Origin of the sequence: Salinimicrobium sp. 3283s, assembly GCF_039602225.1 — a bacterium.
Taxonomy (GTDB): Bacteria; Bacteroidota; Bacteroidia; order Flavobacteriales; family Flavobacteriaceae; genus Salinimicrobium; species Salinimicrobium profundisediminis.
This window is the reverse complement of sequence record NZ_CP143631.1, coordinates 2,720,214-2,733,036: the sequence shown is the minus strand read 5'-3', so window position 1 is coordinate 2,733,036 and position 12,823 is coordinate 2,720,214. Positions and strand designations below refer to the sequence as shown.

Sequence of the window (12,823 nt, the reverse complement as noted above, 5' to 3'; positions counted from 1 at the left end):
AAAAATGAAGCAGGTAAATACTGCCTTTGCAGGTTATGGCCCCGGCGGGAGCATCTATAATGCCCCAATCCTATCGAGCGTAAATGGATTTAGAGTAAAAAAGATCCTCACCTCCAACCCTACCAATGTTGAAGCCGCAAAAAAAGACTTTCCGGAGGTTGAGATTGTAGGAGAATATTCAGAAATACTGGAAGATCCTGAGATTGATCTCATTATCCTGGTATTACCCAACCATCTCCATTTTACTTTTGCTGAAAAAGCCTTAAAAGCAGGAAAAAATGTACTGGTTGAAAAGCCTTTTACGCCCAATGTAAGGGAAGCCAATGAACTTATTAAACTGGCACATCAACAAAATTTACTGCTTACTGTACACCACAACCGGCGGTGGGACAGTGATTTTTTAACTGTAAAAAAGATAGTTGAAAAAGGCATTTTAGGCAGGGTGGTTGAATATGAAGCCCATTTTGATCGCTTTAGAAACGAAGTAAAAACCGGCTGGAAAGAGGATAAAAAGAACCCGGGAAGCGGAATTCTCTACGATTTGGGAAGTCACCTAATTGATCAGGCGCTTTATCTCTTTGGACTTCCTTATGAAGTATTTGCTGATATAAGAACCCAGCGGGACAACGCCACGGTGCCCGATGCTTTTGAACTTATCCTCTTCTACCCTAACCTGAAAGTTACTTTAAAAGCAGGAATGCTTGTAAAAGAAAAAGGCCCCACTTACCAGCTCTCTGGCACGAAGGGAAGTTTTGTGAAATATGGGGTAGACCCTCAAGAGGAATATCTCAAAAAAGGTGCTAAACCACAAAACACTTCAGAATGGGGTGTGGAACCCAAAGAAATTTGGGGCAGGCTCAATACTGTCGAAGAAGAAAAGCTTTTAGAAAGTGAGCGCGGCAATTACCCTTTCGTGTACCAAAACCTGTATAATGCTCTTACACAGGAAGAAGCTCTTGCAGTGTCACCTCAACAGGCCAGAGATGTCATAAAGGTCATAGAAGCGGCGCAACAAAGTCATGATGAGCGCAGGGTGATTACCTTTGGTTAAGAGGTTTTCCCGACTCCTTCAGTTTTAAAAAATATCTTTTTGCCTCCTTCAGCACCCGAGGTGCCATAATTAGCGTGGCTGTCATAGTGGGAATAGCCATCAGAGCAAAAAATCCGTCGATGAGGTTTATCATCATACTTAGTGATGTTGTTGCCCCCAGGAGTATACTCAGAATATAGAAGTAGTTGTAGTAATGCTTGTTTTTGGCCCCAATTAAGAAGGAAAGACATTTGCTTCCGTAGTAAGAATAAGAAAATAGGGAAGATATACTAAAGATGGCGATACAAATGAGCAGCAGATAATTTCCGTAGAAAGGTATAGATGCATCAAAGGCAGCAGCGGTTAAACTTACCCCATTTACATCGTGGGTTTGCCAAACCCCGGTGACAAGAATCGCCATTCCGGTTAAGGAACACACAACGAGCGTATCTATTGCAGGCCCCAACATTGCTACCAGGCCTTCGCGTACTGGCTCGGCGGTTTTGGCAGCTCCGTGAGCCATGGGAGCAGTTCCAATCCCGGCTTCATTTGAAAAGGCACCACGCCGTATACCCAAAATAATGAGTCCGCCCAGCATACCTCCCAAAAATGGCTCTCCGGCGTAATTTTCTGCTGCAAATGCATCAGTAAAAATAAGTTTGAAGTAGTATGGCACCTGCTCAAGATTTACGAACAAAATAATAAGCACGGCCACAAAATAAAGCCCCACCATAACCGGAACCATTCTTGAAACCGTATTACTTATCCTATTAAGACCCCCGTAAATCACCACTGCAGTAATTATGGCCAGGATCACTCCAATGATAAGGTTGGATGTTAGCGTGACTTCAACCCCATTAGGTGTTAAAAGAATATAATTTATAGCCTGGGTAAGCTGGTTGACATTAAAGACCGGTAAAGCCCCCACAAGGCCGGCTACACTGAAAAAAGCTGCCATGATCCACCATTTTTTCCCGAGTCCTTCGGTAATAAAATACATGGGGCCACCCTGTAGCTTTCCTTCAGAATCTTTTCCGCGGTACATGACGGCCAGAGTGTTTGTGAAAAATTTGGTAGCCATACCTATAATGGCACTTATCCACAACCAGAACATGGCACCCGGACCTCCAATAGCGATAGCCACTGCAACGCCGGCAATATTCCCCATCCCAATGGTAGAAGAAAGTGCCGTAGAAAGCGCCTTGAAATGATTGATCTCGCCGGGATCGTTTGGATCATCGTATTTTCCCCGAAGTACCTCTATGGAATGCCCCAGGTAACGAAAGGGAAGAAATCTTGAAAGAATGAGAAGATATAATCCTCCACCGGTAAGTAAGATTAAAAGCGGAAGGCCCCATACGAAGGAGGCGAATTGAGCAATGAACTCATCTAGTGTTGCCATATAGCAAATATAGTATTTGCAGGGTACTATACAAGTCCGGCAGGCTTATCACCAGATCATTTCTTTAATTTTCACAACTTTAGCGCTTCAGACTTTTCTTTTAGTACCCCCACTAACAAGAGATTATATCTCAGTGAGAACAGCAACAGAAACGCGGTAGACAAAAAATACTTTATTTTGCACAAAAATATTTTCGTTTTTTATAAAATAGCCTATATTTGCACCCGCAAAACGGCCTCGTGGCGCAACTGAATAGCGCATCTGATTACGGCTCAGAAGGTTACAGGTTTGAATCCTGTCGAGGTCACCAAGCTTAGCAGCAACACTTATTAAAAGGCGCGGTATTACTGGAAAAACCAGTATTACCGCCCTTTTTTTTTAACCCTCAAATAAGTGAAATTATGCTGCAAAACAGGATTTTTGACACACTGGTTGACACAAGAAAAATGTTTGTGTCAAAAATGAAAACCAGAATTGTAAAAAGAAATTATGTGAATGCCGATGGGGAATCCCTCCTTTATCTGCACGTCACCAAAAATTACCAACGGGAAAGGATCCCGCTCGACATTTATGTACCTGCATCACTTTGGGACCCGAAAAAAGCACGGCTCAAACCCGACACTACAAAAGCCCGTGACATCAACCTTATCCTGGATAATGTTGATTCCAAGATCACCGGCATCCGCACCATGTTTCGCCTGGCTGAAAAGCAGCTGAGCCTGGAGAAGTTTATACAGGAATTTCGCAACAGCATCCCGCGGATGGATTTCCTGGCATTTATGGAATACCAGCTGGGCCAGGAGAAAAAGCTTTTGAAGAGCGGAACTGTGCGAAGGCATAAAGCGGTACTCAACAAGCTTCGCCGCTGGAGGGATACCATTTACTTCACTGAACTGGATGAAGCCCTGCTCACAAAAATAAAGGTGCATTTCAAATCTTTGGGAAATGATTCCACTACTATAGAATCAAATATGTCTGTGATCAAAAAATATATTAACGCCGCAGCCAGGGCAGGCATAAGGCTGCCAATTACGGGCGATGATATTAAGGTAGGCAGCACTCGCGGCCACCGCACCGATCTAAAGGCTGCAGAAATTAAGAAGATCCACGAGCTCTTCTTCTCCCCCTTCATTAACCAGCGTTACCGGTTAACGGCAGGCTACTTCCTGTTTTCCTGCTTTACCGGGCTGCGGATCTCCGATGTCAAACAATTGAAAAGAAAGCAGCTCGACGAACAAAATTTCTTTTTCGTGAGTGTCAAGACCGGAAAAAGACAATGGGTAACGATCTCTGAAAAACTCCGGAAAATCATCGAAGAAGACGAGCGGCTTTTTGTGCAGATGCCCACCAATGAAGAAATGAACCGTGTACTTAAAAAAATTGCCACACTATGTGGAATTGATAAAAACATCAGCTTCCACGTGGCCAGGCATTCTTTTGCCACCAACTTCCTGAGAATGGGCGGTAAGGTGCAGGACCTTCAAAAGATTTTGGGCCACTCCAAAATTTCAGAAACCATGATCTATGTGCACATAGTGGAAAGTGAAGCCTGTGAGAAAATCAAGATCATGGATAACCTGTGGTAATAAAAAAGCCTCTAATTTCTTAGAGGCTCTAATACCACTCTTGACTAATGAGTATAGATTCGATTCGCAATTACAATAGTACGATATAAGCACTTATTTAGCAAATCTGACGATATAAGCACTTATTTGGTATTTTCTAATCCACTCCGTCGCATTCCAAAGATACCATCCATAACCAACGGCTGGTATTTTTTTTGCTCACCCTTCTCACAATGAAGCTTCGGCCATAAGCCGCAATTTTGGAATCCCTGGAGATCTTGCCGGCAAGCTCCGGGTAAACTTCAAACTCCCATTCAAAACCTTCGGCATTGATCCTGAAATCTAGCCACTCCCGCCAGTCGCTTTCATACACTGCGGGAACCAGGAGGTTTGAAGCATCCCGGCACAGGTTGAGATCATTGACAAGTCCCGGATAAATAGCCAGGATCAAAATGTTATTGGCATCGGTAAAGAGGTGTGCCGTGTTCACCGGGCCTTTCTGCTTCAAGGGCAGCGGCAGCCCCTTAATGGTGATCTCCTGGGTGTCTTCCCGCTTCACAAATGATGATGTACGGCTCCCGGTGGCATCAACAAAAACTTTTTCAAATGTGTATTCTTCCGAAGAAACCTCCTGGAACTGGAGAAGAAAGGTATTGTCCTGGTAAAATTTCCTTACCGGGTATTTAACCTCGTAACCCGAAAGATCCACAACCTCTGCAGACTTCATTTGGTTCTGGATCTTGTTCATCTCCACAAAGCCCTCACCAATCGCTATGTCATAATTTTTCCAGTTCTTAACCACCTTGAGCAGCTCGCCAAAAGTCATGTCGGGAACGCATTTTTGAAGGTTGATTTCTTTAGGCGAAACAACAGTGGGTACCAACTCGCCATCCTGATCGTAGCCCGCAATTTTTGTAATGGTAAGATCAAGAATGATCGCTTCGGGATCCTGGTTCTTGTCTATCTCGGCATAAGGCAGCTGCTGACTCGTAAATGTAAGAACACCAGATCCCGCTTCTACTGAGATCTCCACATTCCTGTCAATGGAAAAGAAATATTCTCTATATGAAACATATTTTTTTGCAGCTTTCCACACGGTCCTTCCATCAAGTTTAATTTCGGCCACCGCAGTGTTCGCTTCACTTCTTAAAATTGCGTTCCCTGCAATTTTATAAACCCCTGGAGAATCAAGGGGAATAGTCTTAGAATAATTCCCCACTTCGACATCTACAATAAAAGGTGCCACAAAGGCCTCAATCATTTCGAGGTTGTCATATTGATTGGCCTTCACCACCCATTCACTCCCTTCTTCGGAAGCTGTACTGTAATAATCTGAAATAATAGGGATCACGGCATCTTTTAAATCGGGGTCAGTAAGGATCTCCCCGCGAAGCTCCAGGCCTTTTTCAGCAAACCCCTGTGCAATCACATATAAAAGATAAGGAAAAGGCTGCATGATGTTCCTGTTGATCTGCTCCTGGGTGGTGGTGTCAAATTCGTTCACCAGGAAAGCTCCTCCGGAAAAATTGTTCAAAATGCCTTCAAAATACTGCCACTGAGCTGTACTCGTGTCAAATTTATCTACGATCGCCTGCGGAAAATTATAGTTGACTTCAGGATAGGTCTTATTCAAAAACGGCAAGGCAAAATCGGTAATAGGCACATTGAGCTCTTCGCGCTCCAGGTCAAGTTCAGAAAGTTTTTTGTCGTAATTCGGAAATTCCTCAAAGCCATAACGGAATTTCCCCTGAGCTTTTCTTCCCTGGATTCGCTCAATAACCAACAACGCCTCCGGCTCTTTTCCAAAAAGCTCCAGGTAACCGGGAAAAGTTTTTGCGCTGCGGGCTGCATTGTTGTGGGTGATCATCTGCAAAGCTGCGTCCAGCTCATCGGTAACATCAAATTCTACCGGGAAAGAATACTTGGTGAAAAACTGGTCAGAAAACCAGTGGTTCTCCTCCACGATGTTCAAATTGAGCCCGTAAAGATCAAGCTCAAAATTAGAGGCTGTAAACTTCAAGTTCATTTTCGCGGTTGATTATAAATTCTACATCATACTGGTAAAGGTCCCTGGTGGAATCATGGTTGCTCATTTTCACATCTACGGGCCTCAAAGAAATTTCCCGGCCATGATGGACGAGCCAAACATGCTGCGCATCGGTAATGGCATCCACAATGATCTGGTTAGACCTTAAGATCCATCCGGTATTGATCCTGAACCGCTGCTCTTTGCCGGTCTCCAGGTTCTCGATATGCTCCACAAGGTTGTGGTACCTTTTCGCCGAAGTGACTTTTTTATCGGTGAAAAACTCATATTCGCCGGTAAATTCAAAAGCCTCAGGCACATTGTATTCATTCATAAAAACCAGGTGGTGGCTGTGCTGCTGTGTTGGGAACATCAAATACTGTTGCACATGAACATCGGCCAGGCGAACATCAATAACATCCCCCTGGCGAAAGTCCCTGAAGAACATGGCCAATCCAAAAAGGGAATCATTGCCCGGGGAATGTGGTAGGGTCTTAAAAAGGGCATTATTGCGGTAGATTTTTATTTCGTGCTGAGAAAAACGGCGAACAAAATTGAACAGCATTTGTGAATTTTCGGTGACCCGAACCGGTCCGGCTTCAAAATTTAAAATGCCATAGTCATCGCTAAACTTCTTCGGCCTGCGTCCCCGTACAAAAAGAACATCTTCAAAATTCTCATTTTCTTCAACCGTACCGGTGGCACGCTCTTCAATGTCAAGGCTAATGTTGGCACTGGCAGGGCGGTAATACTTGTATATTTTGAAGAGCGGGTACTGGTCTTCGTTTAGGTTGTAATGCTTAATACCAATTTTTGAAGGGGCTTCCAGGGCTGCAAACCTTCGGGCAACAATATCTCCAAGGTGGATCTTAAAGCGGTTGTTGAAAAAAGTACCTTTAAAATTAAGCTCGGTAAGCGAAGGAAAACCGCGGAAGTTATAGGCGTTCACCTTTAGGTTACAAGACGCACGGTTGGCCGCATTGTCACTGTACATATAGGTGAATTTCTTATTGTCGTGGGTGAAATTCAGGTTTTCAGAAGAAAAACCTTCATCTATACTTTCAACCACGGTGAGTGTAACCGGCACTTCTACCTGGGCAGATGCCGAGGTGATGACAATATTTCCGAAGTATTCGCCCGAAACCAGGTTAGCCGCATTGATGGGCTGCACTTTGAGCGTTTTAAAGTTTTCTCCGGAAAGTGGAAATACCTGCAGCCAGAAAGGATGCTCCACAGTAAATGTCTGGGTAGAGACCACCGCCAGTTCCTGCGCCGCCGCAGCTTCAATGCCTTTGATGGCAAAAAATTCGAGGGCTTCGGGATCTACAAAAATTCCGTGCTCCTCAAAAATATGGGCGGTGACAATGCCATTAAAATACTGCCTGTTGCGAATCCTGCCCCCGGATGATGAAAGGGTGCCAAACTGAAAGGAACCGCTAAAAGTACTGCCGGTGGTTGCATCTAAAGCGGCGGTCGCCTTAACCGTTAACACCTGGCTGCCGGAACCATGGTAGACACGACGGTTGTACACAGGCGCCTGTTCAATTACGTTGCCGCCGGTAACTTCAAAAATATTGAGCAGCGTAAAGGCAAAATTACTCCCTGTAACAACCTCGATTTCCTGTCCCGCAAGCGGAAGTTCATTGCGCACATGCGTTAACACAATGTGGTCAAGGCTTGCTGAAATTTCATCTTCGGCAAGCACGAGCAGGGAAAATGGAATTTTATAACTGGAAATGGACCTGTCTATAAAACCCGAATCATTGCGTACCCCGTGAACTTCAATAAGAAGATCCCAGGAGAATGTTCCCGGCTCGACATATCCCAAAATTGAAAAATTGGTAGTAATGCTACGCAACAGCTCGGCCTCAAGGAGATCGTCACCGGGATAAGAGACATTCACATCGCCGGTCAATGAAACGATGCCGTAATTGGCGGTATTGCTGGAAGAAACCCAGTTGGCCACACGGGTTTGTATTTTGAAACCGCTGTACTTACCATCTGGCTGCGAAAGAAAAACATTCTCTACCTGCACATCAACAGGTATGGGCGCAGGCGAAGCCGCACCCACCAAAGAAACTACCTTAACCGGAGCTTCAATGTTTGCGCTCCAGTCTTTATAATAAAGCTCATTTTGCGCCACCTCGGTAAAAACCTGCTCTTCCAGCAGGAGGATGTTGTAAGGAGGCACGGGTGCCGGGTAAGAGCCTCCAAGATCCCTGCAGTACAATCCGTCAACATTTACTGAAGTGGCCGCAGCATCCATCCAAATCTCAAAAAAGGCCTGCGATGTGGTGAACTGGATCCTGTTGGTAAAAGACAGCTGTGTCTCTACACTAAGAATCGCCTGCAAGTTTTTTACCAGGTAGCTATAGATCGCTGCATCATTAGTGACGAGCTGCACCACGGGCAGGGAAATTTTAGCCATTCCCTGGATCATGCGGGAGAGATCCCCCTCGGCAAGTATCTTGGTTTCTGATCCCGGAAATGCAACATGCACGGCATCAAAGAGCTTGTTGCAGTGAATGTTTACCAGCTCGTTGCTGAAAACTTTTTTTACTGAATAGTTATCGTAGGCCATTACTTTTTGTTTTCGTTTCTCAGGTTATCGTAATCTTTCAGGTCATCCCTGATTTTTTTGGTATTCTCCATGTTCCTTACCAGGTAGGCCGGTAAGCCTGAAGTTTCCAACCGTTCCATAACTGCAGAATTCCTGTCCAGCGCTTTTACAAAAAGGATATAATCTGGAGAATCCCCTCCTGCAGGTCCAGAAGGAACATCCTCCACTTTTCTCATATCGGAGTAATACCCTCCTTCATATCCCGGTACCCGGCCAAGGCGGCCAAGCTCACGGTACACGGAATTCTTTACATCGGGGTCCATCTTTGCCCAGGCACGATCATCGATGATCATCTCGGGGCGGCGTTTTCCTCCCTCACCGGCAAGGAAGAGCGTGGGTTTATCAACCAGGCCGCTGCGGGTCTCCCCACCATAAGAAGCATTGAACATTTTACCGTCCTGTTCACGTTGAACAGGATAAAGCCCTTTTTCGAATCCTTTTGCAGGCAGCGGGGTAGAAGCTATCATGGTCATTTGCGCAAGCCCCATAGCACCGGCAACGCTTGCCATGATCAAGCCCATAGGCAGGAAAGGTTTTGTCTGGAGGGCATTAATGACAGCTAAGGCAGTTCCACTGGCAGCCTGGGCAAGGTTCATGGAACGTTCCCGCTTGGCAGCCTTATACTCCAGCTCTGCTTTTTTCCTGGCAGCCTCTTTCTCCATGGCCTCCACGGCCGCATTGTACTGGCGGTGGTTAATGTACCCGGCATCCAGCTGCCGGCTTAAAGATTCTTTCTTCTTTTCCTGCGCCTGCTCCCAGTTTCTAAGTTCAATCTGCTCCCGCTTATTCATGTAATCGCTGTACATGGACCAGGCACCTAACATGCTTTGAACGGCAAACTGGGCAGCCTCAATCTTTCCTGCAGTGGTATCGAGATTGTCAAACATGGCAATCCACTGGTCGGGGGACATGCCCAAAATATCTACACCAGAAGCAAAATCACCGGTAGCCGAAGGATCATTACCATTTCCAGCAGAAGACATTTTATTTAAAAGATCTGAGAGCTTAAGGTTTGCCTGGTCAAGGAAATCCAGAAGTGCTTGCTTTTGCTCAGGGGAAAGAAGCTCAAGGTCAAAGCCTTCAAAACTGCCACCTTTGATGATGGCATTCATCTCGGCAATCAATTCTCGAAGATGATTCTCCTGTCTTACCGATTCTTCCTGGTTGAATTTTTCCTGCAGGGCTTTTTTGGCAGCTTCATTGTTTCCAAGGGCAGCCATGGCATTGTTGTGAGCGGTTTCCCGCAACACAGTTTCCCTGTCAAAAGCTTTTTGTTTTTCCTGAAAATCTTCCTCCAGGCCTTTTTGAATGAGCTTACCTATCTCCAGCTGGTGAAGTTCTTCTTCATACAGCATCTGGTCATTAAGCTCCTTATTTCTCTGCATCCAAATCTCCTTCGTCTTGCTCAGTTGATCAACCTTTTTGCTGTCACCGGAAGCTTTAGCCTTATCAATCTCGAGATCGAGGTTCAGGATCTCAGCTTCCTCGATCATCTGCTCCCTTAACTTCTGCATTTTTGCAGCGTGGTTCGCCTCAGAGAGTGCGATTTCCTTCTGGAAAGAATCACTTATGAGCGTAGCTTTTAACTTGTCGTTTTCTTCCTGGATCCTGCGAAGCTCAGCTTCTTCTTTTTTAGGATCTACTTTGTATTCTGCCTTCTTTCCTCCGGGATCATCCTTTGGCCCGGGGGTTTTTACCGCCATCCATTTTCCATTGGTGAACCTGAAAAGCTGCTCCCCTATCACCTGAGTATCGCCTTCTTTTGGACCTTTGGGTTCATTATTCCCGCCTGCCTGGGCATTTTCCTTCAGCTGGGCTTTGTATTGCTCCTCGATAAGCTTAAGTTCTTCCTTCGTGGCCTCAATCCATTTATTCTTATTTTCAGTCGCTGACTGATAGTTTTTCATGGAAGATTCAAAAGGATCATTTAATGATGTAAGACTATTCCATAACTTCTCATACCATTTAATGTTCTCCTGCAGAGAGGAACCCTCAGCCTTAGCCAACTCCTCAGATTTAGCATCAAGCTGTGCTTTTAGGGCTTTTGCCTTGGCCGCTCTCACCAGGCTTTCTACATAGGCATCAAGGGAAGTAGTAGCTTCCTGTGTATTAATATTCTCAAGGGAAAGGTTGCCGAGATATTCCGGAGAAATTTCATTCAGCCTGTTAATGGCTTTAATGCGCTCCTGTTTACTGATCTTTTCATCCCTGGCCACAGCCAACAGGCCATTAATTTCATTAATTTCTGAACGGGTGGTTCTTATGGCTTCGGTATGCGCATCATTAAGAATTGATTGCGCTGTTGCCGCTTTCTCAGCACTCTCAGAAAAAGCATAATAGGCTGCCACCAAACCACCTACTACAGCAACGGCTGCACCAATAGGATTAAGGGCCATAGCGGCGGTTAAAGCGCGGTATGCCACCACCGCTTTCCTTATGTTCCCGGTGAGCAGTGCCTTTGCAATGGCTAAAGATTTCGTGGCAATCTCCTGGGCAACCAGGAGGGCATAATGAATTCTTGTAGCGGCACTTGCCCTGGCTGTCCATAAGGCCGAAAGCTGGATTGCAGCTTTATAACTCAGCACAGCAGCCACAAGTACAAGAAGTACCTTAAAAGCGGCCAATAAACGTTCCCTCCAGATATCCACTTCCCCCGAGGCATCTTCTGTGGCGCCTATGAATTTTGCAAATGCCACAGCCCAACTCTCAAGCCTTGAAACAATGGCCTCGCTGGCAAACCAGCCCATGACTTTTTTGTTGATCTTATCTATTGTCGCCGCAAAGTTGTTGTTTTTGATGTTGTACTCATCGGTAAGGGAAGTAGCTTCAATAAGGGCCTGGTTTGCAAGCTTTTGTTTTTCCCTAAGCTTATCTGTACTTCCTGCGAGAGCAGAAAGCGCCTGTGCGCCACGCGCCCCGCCAACATCTATATCCTTAAGCTTTTCCACCATGACCGCCAGGCCTTCGTTATTCCCGTTCAGGCCTTCAAGGAACCGGATCATGGCCTCATTGGAATCGGTTTGCAGCAGGTTGTTGAAATCACGAAGTTCCATCTTCGCAACCTTGGCATAAGTGGCCGGATCATCAAAAATATCCATCCACACTTTGTTCATTGCCGTGGCCGAAACTTCCACGCTCTGCCCTATTTCATCAAAGGTGGCGGCATAACCAATGTTTTGATCGGCACCTATTTTGGCCTGTTTGGCGATACCCGCCTGCCTCTTCAGGTAATCAACCAGGAAAGGTGCAGCGTTGGCACCAGAGGCAGACACTTCATTAATTGCAGATCCCACGGCATTCATGGCACCGGCAAATTCTTTCCCCGTCTGGGTTCCTACATCATAGATATCGGTGATCTTTCCCACCTCCTTGATCTGCTCGTCTGAAAGGTCATCGCCCAGGGCTACTTTCATCTTATTGGCTTCGGCTACAAAATCCCGGAGGTTCTTCACCCCGGTAACGCCAAGTTTCCCGGCATCGGCAGCAAGGTTGAGCAGCTCAATCCTGGCTGTACGGGTCTTCATCATTCCGAAGGACTTGGTAAGCTCATCAACTTCCTCGCGGGTCATTCCGGTGGTCTTCATCACATCGGCCTGGGAATCGGAAAGTTTTCCATTGAAGTCAATGACCTTTTGCAGGCTAAGGACTACCCCGGTACCGGTAGCGATAACAGATGTGGCAAGGATGAAATATTTATTGAAGCCCTGGGCAAGTCTTGAAATAGATCCTTCGGCCTGTTGGGCACCAAGACTTAATTCTTTCATCCTGGCATTAACGGCCACGAGCTCCGCCTGCATCCTTTTGTATTCGGCACTACCGGGAAGCATGTTGCGCATCTCCAGCCTTAATTGGGAAGCCCTTTTGCTAAGTTGGGCCATTGTAAGGCCGGTGATCCCAATTTCTTTCTGAAGTTCCTGGGTGCGGGCTTTGTTCCTGGAAAGCTCGAGACTGTTCTCCTTTATGCGGCGGGTAAGGTTTCTGTATTCTTCGCTCTCCTCTTTCCCCTGAGCCTTAAGACGGGCTTTCTCTGCCCGCAGGTCCTTGTTTTCCTGGGTTAATTTTCGGGTAGAGCGCTCCAGCTCGTAAAGTTCTTTTTGAGCTTCATTTCCATTAATGACAATGGAAAATCTCATCTCTTCGTCTACTATTCTCTTGGCCATTTGGGGGAATGTTTAGACAA

Annotated in this window: 6 protein-coding genes and 1 tRNA gene; 3 read left to right on the top strand and 4 right to left on the bottom strand. The window is 45.9% G+C overall.

From position 1 onward, the window contains the following. Positions 1-4 precede the first annotated feature (4 nt). Positions 5-1,051, top strand: coding sequence for a Gfo/Idh/MocA family oxidoreductase (locus VS868_RS12115; RefSeq protein ID WP_345597829.1), 1,047 nt, complete (start codon positions 5-7; stop codon positions 1,049-1,051). Here VS868_RS12115 and VS868_RS12110 read toward each other — a convergent pair. Next, positions 1,038-2,432, bottom strand: coding sequence for an alanine/glycine:cation symporter family protein (locus tag VS868_RS12110; protein WP_345597828.1), 1,395 nt, complete (start codon positions 2,430-2,432; stop codon positions 1,038-1,040). The genes VS868_RS12115 and VS868_RS12110 overlap by 14 nt on opposite strands. Before the next feature lie 233 nt (positions 2,433-2,665). Between VS868_RS12110 and VS868_RS12105 the strand changes: the two genes are divergently transcribed. Both VS868_RS12105 and VS868_RS12100 read left to right on the top strand, forming a co-directional pair. After that, a tRNA-Arg gene (locus VS868_RS12105) sits at positions 2,666-2,742 on the top strand. 151 nt (positions 2,743-2,893) lie between these two features. Next, positions 2,894-4,018 carry a site-specific integrase gene (locus VS868_RS12100; protein ID WP_345597827.1) on the top strand — a complete coding sequence of 375 codons (1,125 nt, stop codon included), beginning with the start codon at positions 2,894-2,896 and terminating at the stop codon, positions 4,016-4,018. Positions 4,019-4,154: 136 nt separating this feature from the next. Here the strand turns inward: VS868_RS12100 and VS868_RS12095 are convergent, their stop codons facing one another. Genes VS868_RS12095 through VS868_RS12085 form a run of 3 tightly spaced genes read right to left on the bottom strand, consistent with a single transcriptional unit; the run spans position 4,155 to position 12,803 of the window. Beyond that, a complete protein-coding gene (locus tag VS868_RS12095; RefSeq protein ID WP_345597826.1) occupies positions 4,155-6,023 on the bottom strand; it encodes a hypothetical protein in 1,869 nt (622 codons plus the stop codon). Further along, positions 5,998-8,604, bottom strand: coding sequence for a hypothetical protein (locus tag VS868_RS12090; RefSeq protein WP_345597824.1), 2,607 nt, complete (start codon positions 8,602-8,604; stop codon positions 5,998-6,000). The genes VS868_RS12095 and VS868_RS12090 overlap by 26 nt, the downstream gene beginning before the upstream one ends. Beyond that, positions 8,604-12,803, bottom strand: a complete 4,200-nt coding sequence (locus tag VS868_RS12085) for a phage tail tape measure protein (protein ID WP_345597822.1) — start codon at positions 12,801-12,803, stop codon at positions 8,604-8,606. The genes VS868_RS12090 and VS868_RS12085 overlap by 1 nt, the downstream gene beginning before the upstream one ends. Positions 12,804-12,823: the final 20 nt, after the last annotated feature.

Coding starts and splice junctions, on each gene's coding strand:
- VS868_RS12115 (WP_345597829.1), top strand. CDS start 5: ATGAAGCAGGTAAATACTGCCTTTGCAGGTTATGGCCCCGGCGGGAGC.
- VS868_RS12110 (WP_345597828.1), bottom strand. CDS start 2,432: ATGGCAACACTAGATGAGTTCATTGCTCAATTCGCCTCCTTCGTATGG.
- VS868_RS12100 (WP_345597827.1), top strand. CDS start 2,894: ATGAAAACCAGAATTGTAAAAAGAAATTATGTGAATGCCGATGGGGAA.
- VS868_RS12095 (WP_345597826.1), bottom strand. CDS start 6,023: ATGAACTTGAAGTTTACAGCCTCTAATTTTGAGCTTGATCTTTACGGG.
- VS868_RS12090 (WP_345597824.1), bottom strand. CDS start 8,604: ATGGCCTACGATAACTATTCAGTAAAAAAAGTTTTCAGCAACGAGCTG.
- VS868_RS12085 (WP_345597822.1), bottom strand. CDS start 12,803: ATGGCCAAGAGAATAGTAGACGAAGAGATGAGATTTTCCATTGTCATT.